This is a genomic window from Pseudomonas sp. BIGb0278, assembly GCF_024809895.1.
In the GTDB taxonomy this organism is placed as follows: Bacteria; Pseudomonadota; Gammaproteobacteria; order Pseudomonadales; family Pseudomonadaceae; genus Aquipseudomonas; species Aquipseudomonas shirazensis.
In genome coordinates this window covers 1,500,202-1,521,187 of record NZ_JANUEL010000001.1, presented here as the reverse complement: position 1 = coordinate 1,521,187, position 20,986 = coordinate 1,500,202, and the positions used below count along the sequence as shown (strand labels likewise).

Annotated in this window: 14 protein-coding genes and 1 pseudogene; 10 read left to right on the top strand and 5 right to left on the bottom strand. The window is 63.2% G+C overall.

Translation table 11 applies throughout. The annotated features are described in order from the left end of the window. Positions 1-9 precede the first annotated feature (9 nt). Genes M2396_RS06950 through M2396_RS06930 form a run of 5 tightly spaced genes read left to right on the top strand, consistent with a single transcriptional unit; the run spans position 10 to position 6,266 of the window. Positions 10-1,266, top strand: coding sequence for an acyl-CoA dehydrogenase (locus M2396_RS06950; RefSeq protein ID WP_259073983.1), 1,257 nt, complete (start codon positions 10-12; stop codon positions 1,264-1,266). A gap of 14 nt (positions 1,267-1,280) precedes the next feature. Next, the gene (locus M2396_RS06945) at positions 1,281-2,636 is read left to right on the top strand and encodes an LLM class flavin-dependent oxidoreductase (protein WP_259073982.1); all 1,356 of its coding nucleotides are present in this window, start codon (positions 1,281-1,283) and stop codon (positions 2,634-2,636) included. A 39-nt stretch (positions 2,637-2,675) separates the two neighbouring features. Further along, complete coding sequence (locus M2396_RS06940) at positions 2,676-3,731, top strand: NADP(H)-dependent aldo-keto reductase (protein ID WP_259073981.1); 1,056 nt, start codon at positions 2,676-2,678, stop codon at positions 3,729-3,731. Between the two features lie 13 nt (positions 3,732-3,744). Next, the gene (locus M2396_RS06935; protein ID WP_150569403.1) at positions 3,745-4,617 is read left to right on the top strand and encodes an ABC transporter permease; all 873 of its coding nucleotides are present in this window, start codon (positions 3,745-3,747) and stop codon (positions 4,615-4,617) included. Beyond that, complete coding sequence (locus tag M2396_RS06930; protein ID WP_259073980.1) at positions 4,614-6,266, top strand: ABC transporter ATP-binding protein; 1,653 nt, start codon at positions 4,614-4,616, stop codon at positions 6,264-6,266. Before M2396_RS06935 ends, M2396_RS06930 begins: the two co-directional genes overlap by 4 nt. Before the next feature lie 3 nt (positions 6,267-6,269). Here the strand turns inward: M2396_RS06930 and M2396_RS06925 are convergent, their stop codons facing one another. Then, positions 6,270-6,881, bottom strand: a complete 612-nt coding sequence (locus tag M2396_RS06925; protein ID WP_101318973.1) for a cell wall hydrolase — start codon at positions 6,879-6,881, stop codon at positions 6,270-6,272. 179 nt (positions 6,882-7,060) lie between these two features. Here M2396_RS06925 and M2396_RS06920 point away from each other — a divergent pair, with 179 nt between their 5' ends. Next, positions 7,061-9,004, top strand: coding sequence for a S8 family serine peptidase (locus tag M2396_RS06920; RefSeq protein WP_259073978.1), 1,944 nt, complete (start codon positions 7,061-7,063; stop codon positions 9,002-9,004). Positions 9,005-9,054: 50 nt separating this feature from the next. Here M2396_RS06920 and M2396_RS24290 read toward each other — a convergent pair whose 3' ends face one another. Together M2396_RS24290 and M2396_RS24285 are read right to left on the bottom strand one after the other, a co-directional pair. Continuing rightward, positions 9,055-9,810, bottom strand: coding sequence for a methyl-accepting chemotaxis protein (locus M2396_RS24290; RefSeq protein WP_409035091.1), 756 nt, complete (start codon positions 9,808-9,810; stop codon positions 9,055-9,057). A gap of 102 nt (positions 9,811-9,912) precedes the next feature. Further along, positions 9,913-10,878: pseudogene (locus tag M2396_RS24285) on the bottom strand (HAMP domain-containing protein); the annotation flags it as partial. A gap of 547 nt (positions 10,879-11,425) precedes the next feature. Between M2396_RS24285 and M2396_RS06910 the strand changes: the two are divergent. After that, positions 11,426-12,745: a Na+/H+ antiporter family protein gene (locus tag M2396_RS06910; RefSeq protein ID WP_101318979.1), complete on the top strand. Its 1,320-nt coding sequence runs from the start codon at positions 11,426-11,428 to the stop codon at positions 12,743-12,745. Positions 12,746-12,754: 9 nt separating this feature from the next. On the opposite strand, the gene M2396_RS06905 is transcribed toward M2396_RS06910, so the two are convergent. Both M2396_RS06905 and xthA read right to left on the bottom strand, forming a co-directional pair. Then, a complete protein-coding gene (locus tag M2396_RS06905; protein WP_220633523.1) occupies positions 12,755-13,762 on the bottom strand; it encodes a FecR family protein in 1,008 nt (335 codons plus the stop codon). 141 nt (positions 13,763-13,903) lie between these two features. Further along, positions 13,904-14,716, bottom strand: a complete 813-nt coding sequence (xthA, locus tag M2396_RS06900) for an exodeoxyribonuclease III (RefSeq protein ID WP_259073976.1) — start codon at positions 14,714-14,716, stop codon at positions 13,904-13,906. Positions 14,717-14,862: 146 nt separating this feature from the next. On the opposite strand from xthA, the gene M2396_RS06895 reads away from it, so the two are divergent. Genes M2396_RS06895 through M2396_RS06885 form a run of 3 tightly spaced genes read left to right on the top strand, consistent with a single transcriptional unit; the run spans position 14,863 to position 20,979 of the window. Beyond that, complete coding sequence (locus M2396_RS06895; RefSeq protein WP_150569396.1) at positions 14,863-15,513, top strand: N-acetyltransferase; 651 nt, start codon at positions 14,863-14,865, stop codon at positions 15,511-15,513. Between the two features lie 52 nt (positions 15,514-15,565). After that, positions 15,566-17,308 carry an autotransporter assembly complex family protein gene (locus M2396_RS06890; protein WP_259073974.1) on the top strand — a complete coding sequence of 581 codons (1,743 nt, stop codon included), beginning with the start codon at positions 15,566-15,568 and terminating at the stop codon, positions 17,306-17,308. Then, positions 17,305-20,979, top strand: coding sequence for a translocation/assembly module TamB domain-containing protein (locus M2396_RS06885; protein ID WP_259073972.1), 3,675 nt, complete (start codon positions 17,305-17,307; stop codon positions 20,977-20,979). Before M2396_RS06890 ends, M2396_RS06885 begins: the two co-directional genes overlap by 4 nt. Positions 20,980-20,986: the final 7 nt, after the last annotated feature.

The window sequence follows — 20,986 nt, the reverse complement described above, 5'->3', positions numbered from 1 at the left end:
GGAACCGTCATGAGTCACCCATCGAACACTGCAATCACCGATGCCGAACTGGACGCGCGGTTCGGCCCGATCTACACCCGCATCGCCGCCGGCGCTGTTGAACGCGAGCAGCAACGAGCCCTGGCCCATGAGCAAGTGGCCTGGTTGCGCGCAGCGGGGTTTGGCGCGCTCAGGGTCCCGCACGTCCACGGCGGGCTGGGCGCCTCGCTGCCGCAATTGCTGCGCCAGCTGGTGCGCCTGGGACAGGCTGATTCGAATCTGCCGCAGATCTTTCGCGCGCACTTTGGCTTCGTCGAAGGTCGCCTGTCGGCAGCCGATGCTGATTCGCAGCAGTACTGGTTTGCCCGCGTTGCCGCCGGTGAGCTGTGGGGTGCGGCCATGGCCGAGCGCACTGACAGCACCAGCAACACGGTGCAATTGAGCGACAGTGGGGAGGGCGGCTATCGCCTCGATGGCGAAAAGTATTACTGCACCGGCACGCTCTACGCGGACTGGGTTGCAGCCGTGGCCAACCATGGCGACGACTTCGTCAGCCTGGCGGTGCCGACCCGCGCGGCCGGGGTTGAAGTGGTCGATGACTGGGACGGCTTTGGCCAGCGCCTGACCGGCAGCGGCACCACCCGCTTCAACCAGGTTGCCGTCCCCGAACGGCACATTCTGCGTCGTTTTGCCAAGCGCGAACTGCGCGCCGAATCGTACCTGACGGCGTTCTACCAGGCCGTTCACCTGGCCACCCTGGCAGGCATCGCCCGGGCTGTCCTGGCGGATGCCGTGGGCTTTGTACAGGGCCGCACCCGCGCGTTCGGCTTGCCCGGCCAGTCGCGACCGGCTGACGACCCACTGGTGCAACAAGTGGTCGGGCGCCTGTCGAGCCTGGCCTTCAGTGCCGAAGCGCAGGTTGGCGCGGTTGCCCAGAGCCTGCAGGCTGCATCTGCAGCCGGCCAGCTCGGCGCGGTGCCGGAGCAGCTCTACACCGATGCCGAAGTGCAGGCCTTCCAGGCGCAACAGATCGTTTTGCCGCAAGTACTTGAGGCGACCAGCTTGCTGTTCGAAGTCGGCGGCGCTTCGGCCACCAGCAACCAGCGTCGGCTCGACCGCCACTGGCGCAACGCGCGCACCCTGGCATCGCACAATCCAGCGATCTATCGCGAGCAGGCGCTGGGCAACTACTACCTCAACGGCATCAGCCCGGCTGCCGCCTGGCGGGCCAAACAGTTGGCAGCCAGTGACGTGCAGCCCACCTTCGATGAAGCCAGCGCTGTCTGAACAGGAGCAACCCCATGACGCAAGCAAAACAGATGAGCCTGGGCATGAACATTCTCGGCTTTGGCTCACACTCCGGCGCCTGGCGTCAGGGCGAGGCTGCGCTGAATGCCTATATCGACGTCGACTATTACCGCAACATCGCGCGCATCTCCGAACGTGGCTGCCTTGACGCGATCTTTCTCGCCGATGGCCCGGCATTGCCACCGGATGTCGCCAGCCAACCGGGCGGGCGCCTGGAGCCGACCCTGCTGCTTACCGCCGTGGCGGCGGCCACCGAACATATTGGCGTCATCGCCACCTGTTCCAGTACCTACAACGAGCCGTTCAATCTGGCTCGGCGGATCGCCTCGCTGGATCACATCAGCGGCGGCCGTGCCGCCTGGAACGTGGTCACCAACGCCGGCGATGCCGCCGCGCAAAACTTCGGCCTAAGCGGCGCGCCGCTGCATGTCGACCGCTATGGCCGTGCCGAGGAGTTCGTCGATGTAACCCTCAAGCTGTGGGATAGCTGGGAGGACGACGCGATCATCGGCGACCGCGCCACAGGCCGCTTTGCCGACCCGAGCAAAGTGCACACGGTGGACTTCAAGGGCGAGCACTTCCAGGTCAAGGGCCCGCTCAACCTGCCACGCTCGCCGCAAGGCCGGCCAGTGCTGGTCCAGGCCGGTTCGTCCGAAGGCGGCAAAGCGCTTGGCTCACGTTACGCCGATGCGATCTTCACCACCCAGACCACCTTGCCCGACGGCCTGGACTTTTATCGCGAGATGAAACAACGCGCCCAAGCCTGGGGCCGCGACCCGCAGCACTTGAAGATCATGCCCGGGCTGTCGACGGTAATCGGCTGCACCGAGGCCGAGGCCCACGCGCGCTTCGACCAGCTCAATGCCTGGCACGGTGAGCACGGTTTGCTGCAGCAAGTGGCCGGGCGGATCGGCATTGATGCCCGCGAACTGGACCCGGACGCGCCGCTGCCCTGGGCGCAAATCGGCGCTGTAGCGGACTTCGAGCGCGGCTCGCATGGGTTTCTCGAGGCGCAACTGAACCTGGCCCGGCGCGAGAACCTGACCATCCGCCAGCTGTCGCGGCGGATTCTGGTGGGCCACCGGTTGGCCGTCGGCACGCCCGAGCAGGTTGCCGACACCTTGGCCGAATGGTTCCTGGCTGGCGCCGGCGACGGCTTCAACATCATGCCGGACATGTTCCCGTCAGGCGCGCAGGTGTTCGTCGAAGAGGTTGTTCCGCTACTGCAGAAGCGTGGTTTGTTCCGCCGCGAATACCAGGGCCGCACCTTGCGCGATCACCTCGGCTTGCCCAAGGCCGTCAACCAGTACACCCAGGCCAATAGCGCGGGCCTCGCGCGGCTGGCCTGAGACCATCGCCTTCAGTCATTTATCGAAAAGGATCACATCATGCAGTATCGCCGCCTGGGCCATACCGACCTCAACGTCAGCCTGCTCAGCCTTGGCTCGATGACCTGGGGCCACCAGAACACCGAGCAGGATGCCCACCAGCAACTGGACGCCGCCATCGCCGCCGGGATCAATCTGATCGATACCGCCGAGATGTACCCAACGCCGACCCGGGCCGAAACCTGGACCACCACGGAGCGCTTCATCGGCAGTTGGCTTGCTGCAAGCGGTAACCGCGACAAACTGGTGCTGGCAAGCAAGATTGCCGGGCCGTCGCGTGATCCTGCAGGGCAGACGCACATTCGTGACGGCCTCTCGCACCATGATCGGCGCAATATCGTTGCCGCGCTGGATGGCAGTCTCAAGCGCCTGCGCACCGACTATCTGGACCTGTATCAGTTGCACTGGCCGGACCGCACCACCAACTTCTTCGGCGCGCGTGAATACCCCTACGTGGATGACCACCCGGACAGCGCTGCAATCGCTGAAACCCTGGCGGTGCTCGACGAACAGGTCAAAGCCGGCAAGGTCCGCCATATCGGCGTTTCCAACGAAACGCCGTGGGGCGTGGCGCAGTTCCTGCGGCACAGCGAACAACGCGATTTGCCGCGCATTGCCAGCATCCAGAACCCGTACAGCTTGCTCAACCGCCTGTATGAGAACGGCTTGTCGGAGTTCAGCCACCGTGACGGCGTGAGCTTGCTGGCGTATTCACCGCTGGCGTTCGGCACGCTGACCGGCAAATACCTCGATGGCGCACGCCCCGAAGGCGCGCGCCTGTCGTCGGTGTACCGCACCTTCAACCGCTACGACAGCAGTGAAGCCAACAGCGTCATCGCCAGCTATGTGCAGATCGCCGCCAAGCGAGGTTTGAGCCCAGCGCAGCTGGCGCTGGCCTTCGTCATCCGTCAGCCGTTCGTAGCCAGTGCCATTACTGGCCAGACCAGCCTGGCGCAGTTGCACGACAACCTCGGTGCGCTGGAGCTGCAACTGGATGACGAACTGCTGGCCGAGATTCAGGCTGTGCATCGGCGTACGCCAAATCCGGCGCCTTGAGCCAGGAGGTTGCATGAACGCGATCATTCCCGCTGCCCAGGTGCCGACGCTGGCAACCAGTGCGCGACTGTCGCGCTGGCGCCCTGCGCGGCCAGGGTTGTGCCTGGCCTGGGCGACCATCGGCTTGCTGTTGCTGGCGGTGGCACTGCCTGGCTGGCTGGCGCCGGCCGATCCTTTGCTGGCTGATGCGCGCCTGGCCTATCAACCGCCCAGCAGCCAGTTCTGGCTGGGTACCGATGAGAATGGTCGAGACGTGCTTAGCCGTGTTATTCACGGGGCGCGTGCATCGCTGCTTATCGGTTTCACCGCAACCCTGCTCGGGCTGGGCCTGGGCACCTTGCTCGGATTGCTTGCCGGCCTCGCACCGCGCTGGCTGGATAACCTGCTGATGCGCGCGGTGGATGTGCTGCTGGCATTTCCCGACCTGCTGCTGGCGCTGGTGGTGATCACGCTGTTTGGTCAGGGCACGACCAACTTGATCATTGCCGTCGGCATCGCCGCAGTGCCGCGCTATGCCCGGCTGGTGCGCGCGCAGACCATGAGCATCCGCCATGCCAGCTTCGTCGAGGCGGCACTGACCCTGGGTCGGCGGCCGCTGGCTGTGGTGTTTGCCCATGTCCTGCCCAATGCGGTGCAACCGGTCCTGATCCTCGCCTGCATCGGCCTTGGCGGGGCTATCACCGCCGCTGCCGCGCTGAGTTTTCTCGGTTTTGGCGCTCCGCCACCGGCACCCGAGTGGGGCGCAAGTATGGCAGTGGCACGCAATTTCATGGCCAACGCGCCCTGGCTGATGGCCTGGCCGGCGCTGGCAATTACCTTGACTGTGATTTCCATCAGCGCCATCGGCCGAGACTGGCTACGGCGCAGTGAGGGCAAAGGCCTATGAGTGGCTTGAATACGGCGTCGGCACTGGTCGACATCCGCGACCTGCGAGTGAGCTTCGACGGTGTAGCGGTGGTACACGGAGTCGATCTGCAGGTGCGCGCGGGGCAGTGCGTGGCGTTGGTTGGCGAGTCGGGCTCGGGCAAGAGCGTCACCGCCCGCAGCCTGGTCGGCCTGGCGGGCCCCGGCGCGCAGGTGCAGGCGCAACGGCTGGAGTTTGCCGGGCGCGACCTGCGTGTATTCGACCAGGCTGACTATCAACGCCTGCGCGGCGCGCAGATCGGTTTCATCATGCAGGACGCACTGGGTTCGCTCGACCCGTTGCGGCGGGTGGGTGGCGAAATCGAAGAGGCACTGCTGCTGCACTCTGACCTGGGCGCGGAGGCACGTCGTCTGCGGGTCCTGCAGTTGCTCGCCGAGGTCGGCGTGCCTGAGCCGCAGGTGCGCGCTCAGCAGTATTCGTGGCAGTTGTCGGGTGGCCTGCGTCAGCGCGCGTTGATCGCCTCGGCGATGGCCTGCCGGCCGCGCCTGCTGATCGCTGATGAGCCGACCACGGCGCTTGACGCGACCGTGCAGGCACAGATTCTGCGCCTGCTTGAACAACTGCGCGATGAGCAGAACAGCTTGTTGATGGTCAGCCATGATCTGGCGGTGGTGGCACGGTTGGCCGATTGGGTGGTGGTGATGCGCGGCGGACATGTAGTGGAGCAGGGCAGTGCCGAACAGATTCTGCAGGACCCGCAAGACCCTTATACCCAGCGCCTGCTCAGCGCCGCGCGTGCCGTCCATTTGCAGCGCCCAACGCAGCCTGCGCTGGGGTTGGTTGAGCCGAGTGCGAGCAGCATTGAACAGCCGGTATTGCTTGCTGCAAGCGGGCTGGGCAAATCCTTTGCCGGCCCCGACGGCAGCGTCCGCCAGGTGTTGAGCGAGGTGTCGTTGCAGTTGCGCGCCGGGCAAACCCTGGGTGTGGTCGGTGAGTCCGGTTCTGGCAAAAGCACCCTGGGGCGCATCTTGCTCGGCCTGGAACAACCCGACCAGGGCCGGGTCGAGTTCGCCGGTAGCGACTGGTTGGCGCTCGGCGCCGAGCAGAAGCGGCGGGCACGGCAGGGCATCCAGGTAGTGTTCCAGGACCCGCTGGCTTCGTTCGACCCTCGCTACAGCGTACTGCGCGTACTCAGCGAAGCCCTTGCGCTGGCCGGGGTGCCGCGCACTTTGCAGCGGGCCGAGGCGGTGGCGTTGCTGGAGCGCGTGCAGTTGCCTGCCAGCGTGCTTGATCGGCGCCCGCTGGAGCTGTCCGGAGGCCAGCGTCAGCGCATTGCCATTGCCCGTGCACTGGCGATGAAACCGCGCCTGTTGATCTGCGACGAACCGGTGTCGGCGCTGGACGTGTCGGTACAGGCTCGCATCCTCGCCTTGCTGGCTGAACTCAAGGCCGAGCTGAACCTGGCCTGCCTGTTCATTTCCCATGATCTGGGTGTGGTCGAGCAGGTCAGCGATCATGTGCTGGTGATGCAAGCGGGCAGGGTGGTTGAGCAGGGTAGCGCCGCTCAGGTGTTGGGCCAGCCGCGCCATGCCTATACCCGGGCGCTGCTGGATGCGGTGCCGACGTTGCCACCTGCGCAGCCACTGTGGGTGCGCCGCCTCGCGGTATAAAGCTCAGCGCGCCAGTGCTGGGTTAGGCTTGTAAAAAAGGAACAGCCTGGTCTCGGCAGTCTTGCGGTAAGCCCTGGCCCAGGCTGGCCGCGCCGAGCGGTCGTGGAAATACAGGGCGCCGTTGGTAGGGTCCTTGAGCTGCTGGTTGAGCGCCTTGCGGGCGATTTCCTTGGCAATGTCGTAGCGGTCCTTTTCCTCGACCTGGTCAGGGCGCCCGTCGCACCACCAGGAAAACTGGCAACTCTTGCTTTCGACCCCCTGCTTGACCACACCGCAGATGGTGTCAGGGAAACCGTCCTGGCCGAGGCGATTGAGCACCACGCTGGCGACTGCGCTCATGTCCTTGGCATCGGCCTGTTTGGCCTCCCAGTAGATGGTGCGGGCCAGGCAGGTGATGCTGTCGTCCATCGGCGCCTGGCCACTGGGATCGACCGCCATGACCTCGCCTGAAGTCAGCGCCTCGTTTTTTTTCGGCGGCGGTGCGTCGTTGACGACCTTCTTCTCGAGCGCTTCGGCCTTGTCTTCGGCGACCGCGGCGGTGGGTGCATCGGCGGCAAGGGTGGGGCCTGCGAGCAGGGCCATGAACAAAGCAAAAATGATCGCTGACGCGCGCATGACGAGCCTCGCAGGTGGGTGCTGGAGGTCAGTCTAGCTGCCGCTGCGTTGGGCTGCCGCAACCTCAACTGCGGGCTGCAGAGGAACCGCTTCGTGCTGGGAGGCGGCGGGATGCGGCGCAATCATTGTTGTTCGGCCGCTCGCGAAGGAGTCGGCTGCACTTGAAGGGAAGCCGCCTGATGAGCATCAATATCGAAATCCTCTACTACCGAAACTTCAATTTCGATGGCAAGTTTCACTTGCGCTGTATCGGTCCAGACCTGCACAAGATCAAGCGTATTCGCTACGTGCTACGCGTCATCAACGCGCGAGGGCCCAAGCGACTGGACTCCTCCACCTCAAGCTCCCAGGTTGACAGCGGGCTGCTGGTTGACCATGGCTGTCCGGCCATTCTAGGCACCGATCTGAGGCACGGCCGCTTCGAGATAACCGCAAGCATCACCCTGACCGACGAGCAGATCATCCAGCTTGACCTGCCCTCCGATGCTGATGCCACCATCACTTGGCCAACGATGGTCATCGAGATCCAGCCCGAAGAAACCGAACGGCGTATCCTGGATCGGGTCCCGCTGACGGGAGCCTCGTTACGCGTCAAACGTTCTGCAGCGCCGCCTGAATCTGGGCCCAGGCCTGTTTACGACCCACTGCTGCCCGTGTTCAGCGGACTGCCCGACGGCGCTGCCGACAAGGCTCTGCCGGCGCTGCTGGTCAAGTTCGGCAAGGACGGTTTTGCCTCCTTCGTTGCCGATCTTGAGCCGGACAGCCGCTCGAGGCTGGTCCGTCATTGGCCGAACCTCAAGCAGGTCATCCAGCTGCAGCCGGTGCTGAGCGCTGAAGAGCATGACGACGACGCGCTTGCAGTGCTGCGCGATTACTACCTGCTCGCACAGCCAGCAAGCATGTTCAACGATACCTTCATCGCGCTACTACGAACCCTGGCGGCGCTGGACTACGTCGAGTCGCTATCCTTCCCGCCCGCCGAGCAGGAACCCGGCAACCTCATTGCCGCGGCGCTCGCTGCGCTAGTGGCGACACTGATCACGGGGGCGGCGGTGGTAGCGGGTGATGACGCTCACGACGATTCGCAACCGACGCCGGACTTCGATGCGCTGCAGACTTACCTGGATGCACCGGCCGCCTCGCACAAAGGGATGAACATCCGCAGCGTCTGGAGCAAACAGGTGACCGGCAAGGGCACCCGCGTGCACTTTTCCGATGCGGGCTTGTTCGCCAGACATGAGGACCTGCGCGGGACTGAACGGCTACACGTGATCAGCGACCAACCCAACGCCGACCCGGCCCACGGTACCGCATCGGTGGGCCTGCTGTTTGCCCAGGCCAATTCGTTCGGCATGAACGGGATCTGCCATGATTGTGAGCTATACCTGTACGACAATCGGGCCATCGACCACCGCAAATACCCCCGCACGCCCGCAGACCTGCTGCGCCAGGTGCGCGCAGGCGACATCGTCGCCATCAACAGGCAAAGCGCCAGCATCCATGTACTCAGCACCTATTTGCCGTCGCTGCACGAGCGCGACTGGTGGGATGTGTGCGAGGCGCTGACCGCGCGCGGCGCGGTCGTGGTCAATGCCGCCGCCAATGGCAGCAATCAGTCGCTGGCGGACAAGGGCACGACGCGGGGGCACGGTGTCGATCTAGGCCAATGGCCTTACTTCGACGACCATGGCGATGCCTCGACCATTTTGGTAGGCGCCTGCCAGTCGTGGGACGGCAAGCCTCATCAGTACTCCAATTACGGCTACCGCTATCGAATGCTCAACGCGTGGGGTGATAGTGTCACCACACTGGGCTACGGCAACCTACAGGACAAAAAAGGGGATGACCGAGACTACACCAACAGCTACGGTGGCACCTCCAGCGCAACCCCTTTGGTGACGGGTGCCCTGAGCCTGATTCAGTCCTACGCCATGCGCCAGCATCATGTTTATCTGAATGCCGACCAGATGCATTTGCTGGTGATGGCGACAGGTTATCAAGACGCGACCTTGCCTCTGACCGACGTCCTGCCGATGGGCAGTAGGCCGAACGTGGAAGCCGCGTTGGCGTTGCTCGACCGTCTGCTCGGCGGCGGCAGTTTCCGCGCCCACGACGAGCTGTAGCGGTTCGGATCAGCTATGGTCCGGGCTGCGTGATGGGCCAGACGCAGCAGTCAGACTCTGAACTGGTCCATCAATGCTTGCTGCTGGTTGGCCAGTTGATTGAGCGACTGGCTGACCCGCGCCGACTCGTTGGCCTGGCTTGACAGCGACTCGGTTACATCGCGAATGGTCGCGACGTTACTGTTTATCTCTTCCGCCACTGCGCTCTGCTCTTCGGCAGCGGATGCAATCTGCAGGTTCATGTCGGTGATCACCGTGACTGCCTGACCGATCCGTTGCAGCGCAGTGACCGCCTGACCGACTTGCTCGACGCCGCCCTGGGCCTGGCGGTGGCTGCTGTCCATGGCGTCGACTACTTCACGCGTGCCAGCTTGCAGCGCCTCGATCACCTGGCGAGTTTCTTCGACCGATTCCTGTGTGCGCCGGGCCAGATTGCGCACTTCATCAGCGACGACGGCGAAGCCGCGCCCGGCTTCGCCGGCGCGGGCTGCTTCGATCGCCGCGTTTAGGGCGAGCAAGTTGGTCTGTTCGGCGATCGAACGAATCACCTCGAGCACTGAGCCGATTTTTTCGCTGTTGTCGGCCAGCCCTTCGACCTGGGCCATGGCACTGCTCATGTTGGCCGCCAGGCTGTCGATGCTGTCGGTAGTCTGGCCGATCACGGCCAGGCCTTCACGGGTGGCCAGGTCAGCTTCGCGGGCGGCCTGAGCAGCTTGCGCTGCGCTGCGCGCGACGTCCTGCGCGGTAGCACTCATCTCATGCGAGGCCGTGGCGGCCTGGTCGACCTGGCGGTACTGCTGCTCCATACCGGCGCTAGTCTGGCTGGCAATCGCAGCAGACTGGTCAGCTGTGCCGCGGGCGGCCTGCACCGAGCGTTTGACGTCAGCGATGGTGGGCTGCAGCTTGTCGAGGAAACGGTTGAACCAACCAGCCAGTTCACCGAGTTCATCACGCTTGTCGTACTGCAGGCGACGGGTCAGGTCGCCTTCACCACTGGCGATGTCCTTGAGCATCGCTGCCACGCCCAGAATCGGCCGGGTGACGCCTCGCGCCATCAGCCAGACCAGGAGCAAGCCGGCCAACGCAGCGCCCAGGCCCAGCCCCAGCTCAAGCAAGGTGCCGCTGGTATTGAGTGCGTCGAGCTCGTTCTTCAGCGCTTCGGCAGGGCCGGTCAGGGCGCTTTGCGGCACGTCGAGCAATACGCCCCACGGCTTGCTGCCGGGAATCGGCTGAAACGCTGCCAGCACTTTCAAACGCTGTTCAGCGTGAACAATCTGCAATTTGCCGTCCGCCAGCTTGCGCACCAACTCAGCGCCTTGCGCGGTATCGACCTGGTCGAAACGCTGGGCCAGCTTGCTTGAGTCGGCGCTGTAGCCTGCGAGCAGGCCGACCGGGCTGAGGATGCCGATCGTGGTCTGGCCTTGATAAAGGCCGCGGCTGGCTTCTTCGCTCATGGCCTGCAAGCTGCTCAGGTTGATGTCCACCGACAGCGTGGCAATCACCTTGCCCTTGACCGACAGCGGGAAGACGATGCTCGTCATCAACACCTGTTGGCCGTCGATGGCATAGAAATACGGCTCGACCACGCAGACCTTGCCGGTGCTGCGCGGGCATACCCACCAGGTGTTGGCCGGTTGCCCGCTGGGGCCGGTTTCGATGTTGGCCATGTCCAGTTCAGGCAAGGCCATGGAGGTCAGTTTGCCGGCCTGCGGTTGCGACCAATACAAGGCAAAACGGCCAGTTTCGTTGCTGCCCAACTCGTGCTGATTGGTGAACAGGCTGTCCTTGCCATCCAGCGCGTCAGGCTCGAACACCAGCGACAGGCCGAGCAGCTCAGGGTTGGCCAGCAGGGCGCTGCGCACTTGTGCGGTCATGTCTTCGCGCAGGTCAAAGGCGTCCAGATAGCGTTTTTCCGCCTGCTCGCGCAAGAACAGCACCTGCCGAGCAAAACCTGCGCCGTACTGGTAGGCGTCCATGAACTGGCGGCGAATGTTCAGCGCCTGTACTTCACCCTGCGATTCGATGCGGGCTTGAGCTGAGTCGGAGAGCATCTTCATGCTGCTGGCCTTTACCAGGTCGGAGCTGTGGTCCATGCGGTACAGGGACAGACCGACCAGTAGCGTGACGATGGCGGCCAGGCACAAGCCGGCGAGCAGGGTGATCTTCCACTGGATGGACAGTTGTCGCAGAGGCATTTTGGGAAAGTCCCTTGTAATAGGTCTGCACTCTGTGTCGGCGACCACAGGATTTTCTTTATTCAAACGTTCAATTGAATTCGGCGTTGGCCGATTTGACATCTGTCGACTCGCCCTTCAGAGTGTGCGCCCTTCGCATTGCACCCCTCTGGACCGGCCGCTGCCTGTGTGCAGCCTGACGCCGGTGCCAATGCTTTCCGTCTGTCGTAACGAGGTAGTCCACACCATGAATGCAGTCATTGCCGCGGTCGGCATCATGCTGATATTGAGCCTGTCCCGCGTGCATGTGGTGATCGCATTGATCATCGGTGCGCTGACCGGCGGCCTGGTCGGCGGCCTGGGTATCGAGGGCACGTTGAAGGCCTTCAATGGTGGGCTGGGCGGCGGCGCCACGGTCGCGTTGTCCTACGCGCTGCTTGGCGCATTTGCCGTAGCCATTGCCAAATCGGGCCTGGCTCACGCGCTGGCAGATCGGGCCTTGAATATGATCGAGCGCCAGGGCCATAGCGAAGGTGGCAAGGTCAAATGGTTGCTGATCGGCCTGATGCTGGTGGTGGCCGTGTCGTCGCAGAACATACTGCCCATTCACATTGCCTTCATCCCCCTGTTGGTGCCGCCGCTGTTGTATGTGCTGACCCGACTGCGCATCGATCGGCGGCTGATTGCCTGCGTGATCACCTTTGGCCTGATCACGCCGTACATGTTCCTGCCGGTTGGCTTTGGCAACATCTTCCTCAATCAAATCCTGCTGGCCAATGTCAGCCGCGCCGGGGTCGACGTCAGCGCGGTCAACGTTACCCAGGCGATGGCCATTCCTGCGGCCGGCATGCTCGCCGGGCTGCTCCTGGCAGTGTTCGTCAGCTACCGCAAGAAACGCGACTATGACCTGGCGAAAATCGAGCAGGTCGAGCAGGTCAGTGTCAGCTACAACCCCTTGACGCTGATGGTCGCTGGCCTGGCGATCGCAGCAGCGTTCATCATTCAGCTGTGGCTGGATTCGATGATCATCGGCGCCATGGTCGGTTTTCTGATCTTTTCGCTGTCGGGCATCGTGCGCTGGAAAGACACTGATGATCTGTTTACCGAAGGCATGAAGATGATGGCCATGATCGGCTTCATCATGATTGCCGCCTCGGGCTTTGCCGACGTGATGAAGGCAACCGGCGAGGTCAACAGCCTGGTCCAGGCCTCTGCGCAGTGGATCAACCACAGTAAGGGCGTTGGTGCCTTGCTGATGTTGCTGGTGGGCTTGCTGGTGACTATGGGCATCGGCTCGTCGTTCTCTACCGTTCCCATTCTAGCCGCGATCTTCGTGCCGCTGTGTGTGCAACTGGGCTTCGATCCAGTGGCTACAGTGTGCATCGTCGGCACAGCGGGTGCGTTGGGTGACGCCGGGTCGCCAGCATCGGATTCGACCCTGGGGCCGACTTCAGGCTTGAATGTGGACGGCCAGCATCACCACATTTGGGACACCGTGGTGCCGACCTTCCTCCATTACAACCTGCCACTGCTGGCCTTTGGCTGGCTTGCGGCGATGGTGCTCTGACGCCCCGCGTCAGCCCTTGTTGGTCAACGGTGTGATGCGGTTGAGGACGGTGCTGCCGTCCTTGCTGCGGGTCAGGTAGACCGGCAGCACCTTGGGCAGGTTATCGACCATGCGCTTGACTTCGCGGGTGTTGTACACGCCGCTGACGCGGATTGCGCCGGTACTGTCATCGGCCAACAGCAGCGGGCGCTCCAGGTAGCGGTTGATCACCGGCAGGGCCTGGGCCAGGCTGAGGTTGTCCAGCACCAGCTTGCCACTGCGCCAGGCCAGGCTGTTGTCGGCGTCATCATTCTGCGCCAGGGTCGGCTCGAAATCGCCGGCGTGATAACTGGCTTGCATGCCCGGGCCCAGTCGATAGCCGCCATCGTCACCGTGGCTGCTGACCAGTACCGAGCCTTCAACCAACGTCACCTTGACCTCGTCGTTGTACTTCCAGACGTTGAACTGGGTCCCGGTTACCCGCGTCTGGCCGTTGCCGGCGCGCACGATGAACGGGTGGGCGGTGTCGTGGGTAACCTTGAAAAACGCCTCGCCGCGGGTAAGCGTGACCTGGCGTTGATCTTTGTAATTGAAGAAGCGCAGTTCGCTGTGCAGGTTGAGCTCGACCTGGCTGCCATCGCTCAGTTGCACCTGGCGCACCTGATCGGTAGCTTCGAAATGCTGGTAGTGATTGGGTAGCCAGCCTTGCTCCCAACCGACCCAGCTAGCCAGCGGCAGGGCCAGCAGGGCAATGGCTGCAGCCGAAGCGAATGGCCGCCAGTGGCGTGGCTGCGCCTTGCGTACTGGGCGGGCGCCAATCTCGACGACAGCCGTGCGGCGTGGCAACAGGTCAGCGGTCTGCCAGATTTCCTGCATCGCGCGGTATTCAGCAAAGTGCCGCGGGTCGGCCGCCAGCCACAGATCAAATGCCTCGCGCTCGGCCGCCGTGCAGTCATCGGCATGCAGGCGCATGCACCAATGCGCCGCAGCGTCGGTGATGGCATCGTCCTGGTTGGGGGTCAAACGGTCCTGATTCATTACGGCTCCCGGTTTTGCGCATTCTACCCCTGGCAAGGGGGTCCCGAGAACCGAGATAATGGCGAATGACTATCAGATACGCGATATTTCGTCAGCTTTGCCTATCTGCGGACGCTAATCAGCGTCCGCAGCGCTGATTTATCAGGCCAGCTCCAGCCAGATCGGCGCGTGATCGGAAGGTTTTTCCATGCCGCGCAGGTCATAGTCGACACCAGCGTCCTTGAGTCGTGGCAGCAAGCCACTCGAAGCCATGATCAGATCAATGCGCAGACCGCGCTTGGGCTGGTCTTCAAAGCCGCGGCTGCGGTAGTCGAACCAGCTGAAACGGTCGCTGACCTGCGGGTTCAGGTAGCGAAAGCTGTCGACCAGGCCCCAGTCCTTGAGACGCTGCATCCACTCACGCTCCTCTGGCAGGAAACTGCATTTGCCAGTCTTCAGCCAGCGCTTGGCGTTGTCAGCGCCGATGCCAATGTCGCAATCTTCAGGCGAGATGTTGACGTCGCCCATCACGATCAGCGGCTGCTGATTGTCGAACTGGCCTTCGAGCAGCACCTGCAGATCGCTGTAGAAACGCTGCTTGGCGGGGAACTTAGTGGGATGGTCGCGGCTTTCTCCCTGCGGGAAGTAACCGTTCATGATGGTGATCGGGATGCCGTTGGCGTCGGCGAAGGTGCCCCAGATGAAGCGCCGTTGGGCGTCCTCTTCGTCAGTGGCAAACCCTCTGTGCAGTGCCAGCGGCGCCTGGCGTGAGAGCAAGGCGACGCCATAGTGGCCCTTCTGGCCGTGGTAATGCACGTGGTAGCCCAAGGCTTGCACGTCAGCCAAGGGGAACTGCTCGTCACTGACTTTGGTTTCCTGCAGGCCGATAACGTCTGGCTGATGCTTCTCGATCAGCGCCGCCAGCTGATGCGGACGGGCGCGCAGGCCGTTGATGTTGAACGAGACGATCTTCATGGCGAGGCAACCCCGGTAAAACTGCGGATGCTATCGAACATCGGCGCTCATCGCCAGCATGCTGGCGCTGCCTGCGCGCAGCGGTGAACCAACCCGCGCTGCCTCGCCTCCAAGGTGTACGTTCACTCCATGAAGGTTTAACTGCAATGCCCGACGATATCCGCGCAACCGCTCGCACCTGTTTGCTCGACAAGGGCTACCGCCGCGAGGTGCGCGCTGTGCTGTACGAAGTCTATCGGCAAGAGCCGACCGTTGCCTATCTGTTCGAGGCGCAGCGCCCTGGCTATGAACGGCGCCTGCGCGCCATGATTCGGGCATGGGTTCGCCAGCACTTCTACCTGCAGCTACCGGCAGTGGGCCTGATGGTCGAAGACCGTCTGGCCGGGGTGGCGCTGATCGTGCCGCCGCTGCGGCGCCTTGGCGTGGCTGACAGTTGGATGTGGCGCTTGCGCATGATCATCGGCACGGGCCTGCGCTGCACCCGCCGCTACCTGGATTATCAGGCAGCGTTGGTAGGGAGCTTGCCGTCAGATCAGGTACATATGCTGCCACTGCTGGGCGTGCACCCTGACTTCAGGAGTCAGCAGCACGCTGAACAATTGTTACAGGCTGTTCATGACTGGTGCGCCGAGGAGCCAGGCAGCCATGGCGTGGTGCTGGATACCGGCAATGCGCGTTATCTGGCGTTCTACAAGCTTCAGGGGTATCAGGAGATTGGCGAAATTGCTATAGGTCCAGTCACTGAGCGGGTGTTCTTTCATGCCAATCCTTTGTCATCCAGGTCAGTAACAGCGTGACCTGCGAGGTAGACGGCTCCTTTGCGCGCCAAGCTCTGGTAGCATGCTTGGCATGACGTATTCAGGAAGATTGACCTGGGGCCTGATCATCCTGGCCGCCAGCAGCACAGTATGGGCCCAGAGCGAACTGCTGGTGCGGGTCAAACCCGCCAACAAGGCGCTCAAGGCGAATGTCGAAGGCTATATTGGCAGCTTGGGAGACCGTGACGAGGACGCATTGCTGCGTTTCAGTCGCGGCGCCGAAGAGCAGGCGCGCAAAGCCGCACAGGCACTTGGCTACTATCAGGCCCAGATCGACACCGAGGTCAAGGCGCCGGCCGGGCCTGACCAGCATCCGCAATTGATCATTCGCATTGACCCCGGTGAGCCGGTGCGCTTGCGCAATGTCACTGTGCGCATCGAGGGCCCGGCCACCGAGCTGAAGAGTTTTCGTGTACCTGATAGCGCCGCGCTGCGCCCCGGCGAACGCCTCAATCATGGTCTGTATGAGGACGCCAAGCGTCTGATCCAGAATCAGGCTTCGCGTTACGGCTTTTTCAAAGGGCGCTTTACCAGCCAGCGCCTGGCTGTAGATCCGCATGCCGGCGTTGCCGACATCGAACTGGTGTATCAAAGCGGGCCACGCTTTCAGCTTGGCGCCGTGCACTTTGCCGGCGACACGCCGCTGGACCAGGACCTGCTGCAGCGCATGGTGCCGTTCAAGGCCGGTACGCCCTATGATTCCGAGCTCATCGCCGAACTCAACAACGACCTGCAGTCGAGCGGCTATTTCGAAGGCGTGCGGGTCGATGCGGCGCCCACCGCTGCGGTGGGCGAACAGATCCCGGTCGACGTCAGCCTGGAAACCCGCAAACCACGCACCATGGGCCTGGGCCTGGGCTTCTCGACCGACGTTGGCCCGCGCGGCAAGGCCAACTGGACACGCCATTGGGTCAACCCGCAGGGTCACAGCTATGGTTGGGAAACCGAACTGTCGGCGCCGCGGCAGAACGTCGGCCTGTGGTATGACATACCGCTGGATCCGCCACTGACCGACAAACTGCGCTTCGCCGGTGGCTACCAGAATGAAGAGATCGCAGGCACCGATACCGTCAGCAAGCTGCTCACCGTTGGCCCTGAATGGCACAGCAAGCTGCCCAGCGGCTGGCAGCGGGTGGTGTCGCTCAAGTATCAGCGCGAAGAGTACAAGCTGGGGGATGACTCCGGCTTGAGCAAGCTGCTGATGCCTGGGGTAAGTTACTCGTACCTGCGCAGTGACAACCGCATCGACCCGCACAATGGCTACCGTCTGCAGTTCGATGTGCAGGTGGCCAAGGAAGGGCTGATGTCTGACACCAACCTGCTACACGGCAACGTCCTGCTCAAGGGCCTGACTACCCTGGGCCAGAATCACCGGCTGCTCGGCCGCCTGCAATTCGGTGGCAGCGCCACCAACAGCTATCAGAGCAAGATTCCGCCCTCGTTGCGCTTCTTCGCCGGTGGCGACCAAAGCGTGCGTGGTTACGACTACCAGACCCTGTCTCCGAAAAACAGCGACGGCGACCGTATTGGTGGCCGCTACATGGTGGCAGGTAGCGCCGAATACCAGTATTCGGTGGCCGAGAAGTGGCGTATCGCGACCTTTGTCGATCAAGGCAACTCGTTCAACTCGCTGGATCTGCCCAGCCTGAAAACCGGCGTCGGTGTCGGCGTACGTTGGGTGTCGCCGGTCGGGCCATTGCGCCTGGACCTGGCCAAGGCACTGGACGACGACGGCGGCATCCGCCTGCACTTCTCGATGGGGCCTGAGCTGTGACGCGTGCTTTGAAGTACATATTAATCAGTCTGCTGGGCTTTGCGCTGCTGATCGCACTGAGCCTGAGCCTGCTATTGGGCACGCAAGCCGGTAGCCGCTGGGCGCTGGGCCTAGTGCCAGGGCTGACGGTCGACGACTTCCAGGGCCAGCTTGGCAGTAACTGGCAGGCCCGTCGCTTGAGTTGGGACGACGGCGCCAGCCGGGTCGAGGTGCAGGCACCGCAGTTGAGCTGGTCGCCGCTGTGCCTGCTACGGGCCACCCTGTGTATCGAGCGCCTGCAGGCTGAGCGCATCGACATGGCATTTGCCGCCAGTGAAACCGTAGCCGACAGCAACCCGCTGCAGTTGCCGACGCTGCGCCTGCCAGTGGCTATCGAACTGGGCGAAGTGAAACTTGGCCAACTGCGCCTGGATGGCAGTGACCTGCTGGGTGACCTGCAGCTTGCGGCGCACTGGAGCAACAATGGCCTGCGCATCGATACCTTGCAGTTGCAACGCGATGACCTCCATGTGAGCGTGCAGGGCGACGTGCAGCCCGAGGGCGACTGGCCAGTGCAACTGACTGGCAGCGTGCAGCTGCCGCCGGTAGAGGGGCAGGCCTGGCAACTGGCGCTGAATGCCACCGGCGAGCTGCAGAAGACACTCAATCTGGACGCAACCAGCACCGGCTACCTGAGCGCCCGCCTTACCGGTGAACTGCAGGCTTTGGCGGAGCACCTGCCAGCCAGACTGCGGCTTGAGTCGGCCGCCTTCAAGCCGGTTGCGACGCTGCCGGATACCTTGCAGCTCGAGCAACTCAAGCTGGATGCCGTGGGCGATCTGGACAAGGGCTACCAGCTCACCGGCTCGGCCAATCTGCCGGCCGAGCAGGGGCCTATAGGTCTGCTGTTGGCGGGCAAGGTAGACGCCAAAGGCGCCCGACTGGATGCTTTGGACCTGAACGCCAGCGACAGCCAACGGCTCAAGCTGCAAGCCACTGCCGACTGGCGGCAGGGGCTGACTGCCGACGCTAAAGTCGATTGGCAGGACTTCCCGTGGCTGCGTCTGTATCCGCTTGAAGAAGCGCCGCAAGTGGTGCTCAAACGGTTGACTGCGGATGTACAGTACCGCGATGGCAACTATCAAGGTTCGTTCAAGGGTGATCTGGACGGCCCGGCCGGTGCATTCAATTTGAGTAGCCCGTTCGAGGGTGACTTGAGCCACGTACGCCTGCCGCAATTACTGCTCAGCGCAGGACAGGGCAAAGCTGCCGGCAGCGTCATCGTCGGCTTTGCCGAGAAGATCAGTTGGGACGTCGACCTGCAGCTTTCAGCGCTCGATCCAGCCTACTGGCTTGCCGAGCTGCCAGGCACGCTCGCCGGGCCGCTGCGCAGCAAGGGCGAACTGCACAACGAGACCCTGCAACTGAGCGCCTTGCTCGACCTCAAAGGCCGCTTGCGCGGTCAACCAGCAGTGCTCAAGGCCGAGGCCGAGGGGGCTGGCGACAGTTGGACACTTGGCGCCCTGGCCATCCAGTTGGGCGACAACCGCATCAACGGCAGCGGTAGCCTGCAGCAGCGCCTGGCCGGCCGGATCGATCTGGATATGCCGCGCCTTGGCCAGCTGTGGCCCCGCTTGCAGGGCCAGGTCAAAGGTCGCCTCGACCTCGCCGGGACCCTCCAAGCGCCGCAGGGCACTTTGAGTGTGCAGGGGCAGCAACTGGCTCAGGCAGACAACCGTGTGCAACGACTTGATCTCGATGCCCGCCTTGACAGCGCCCAGCGCGGCCAACTCACCCTCAAAGCGGGCAATATTCGCCTGGGCGAGACTTCGCTTGGCGATCTGAACATGGCCGGCAAAGGCGATATTCGCCAGCAGGCCGTGACGCTGGCGCTGGCGGGCCCGCAGCTCAAGCTCGACCTGGCTGCCGACGGTCAACTGGCCAAGGGTGACTGGCGTGGTCGTCTTGCCAGTGGTCGGATTCAAGCTGGCGGGCAGGACTGGCAGTTGCAGGCGCCGGCCCGTTTGCAGCGCTTGGCCAACGGTCAGCTGGATTTCGGTGCCCATTGCTGGCGCTCGGGCCAGGCCAGTCTGTGTGGCGAAGACCAGCGCCTGGCGCCGGAGCCGCGGCTGCGTTACCACCTCAAGCAGTTCCCGATCGAGAGCCTGGCACAGTGGATGCCCAAGGACTTCGCCTGGCAGGGGCAGCTCAATGCCGACATCAATCTGGATATTCCTGCCGCCGGACCCGAAGGCACGATACGCGTGGATGCCAGTGGCGGCACCTTGCGCGTGCGCGATGGTCAGCGCTGGCTGGATTTCCCGTACCAGGTCCTGCGCCTGGACAGCACGCTCAATCCGCGTCGTATCGACACGGTGCTGAACTTCCGCGGCGAGCGCCTTGGCGAGCTCGCGCTGACAACCCGTCTCGACCCGTTGGGCAAGGACAAGCCGCTGTCTGGCGACTTTCGTCTGAGCGGGCTCGACCTGGCGATCGCGCGGCCATTCGTGCCAATGGTCGAGCGCCTTGCCGGGCAGCTCAACGGCAGCGGCCGCTTGTCTGGCTCTTTGCTTGCACCGCAAGTCAATGGCACTCTGGCCCTCACTGGCGGCGAAGTCAGCGGTGCGCAGCTGCCGGTCAGCCTGCAGGATCTGTCGGTGCAGGCGCTGATTGCAGGGGAACAGGTTCAGTTGCAAGGCGGCTGGCGCAGCGGTACAGCCGGTCGCGCTCAGCTCAGCGGCAACCTGACCTGGGGCCAGGCGTTGGCGATGCAACTGCGCTTGCAGGGTCAGCAACTGCCAGTCACGGTCGAGCCTTATGCCACATTGGAAGTAGCCCCTGACCTGACCATAAGCCTTGAAGGCGAACAGCTTGCGGTCAAGGGCAAGGTATTGGTACCCAAGGGTGCAATCACCGTACGTGAGCTGCCACCCTCCACGGTCAAAGTGTCCGACGATACTGTCATTATCGGTAATCAGACCGGACAGGGCACGCCGCCAATGGCCATCGCCATGGACGTCAATGTCGAGGTCGGCCAGGACAAACTGTCGTTCAATGGTTTTGGTCTGACGGCCAACTTGCGCGGGCACGTGCACATTGGTGACAACATGGATACCCGTGGCGAACTGAGCCTGGCCGATGGCCGGTATCGCGCCTACGGCCAGCGCCTGACAATCCGCCGTGCACGGTTGTTGTTTGCAGGTCCCATCGATCAGCCCTACCTGGATATCGAAGCGATTCGCCAGGTTGACGATGTGATTGCCGGTATTCGTCTGAGTGGCAGCGCTGAGCAGCCGACCACCCAGGTGTTCGCCGAGCCAGCGATGAGCCAGGAGCAGGCATTGTCTTATCTGGTACTGGGGCGGCCGCTGGGTGGCTCCGGCGAAGACAACAACATGCTTGCCGAAGCAGCCCTGGGTCTGGGCCTTGCCGGCAGCGCCGGGCTCACTGGCAGCATGGCGTCCAATCTGGGCATCGAGGACTTCCAGCTCGATACCGAAGGCTCGGGCAACACCACCAGCGTGGTCGCCAGTGGCAATCTGACCGAGCGCCTGAGCCTGCGTTATGGGGTGGGTGTATTCGAGCCGGCCAACACCATCGCTCTGCGTTACAAGCTGAGCAAGAAGGTATATCTGGAGGCGGCCAGTGGCTTGGCCAGCTCGTTGGATATCTTCTACAAGCGCGACTTCTGATCGAGAG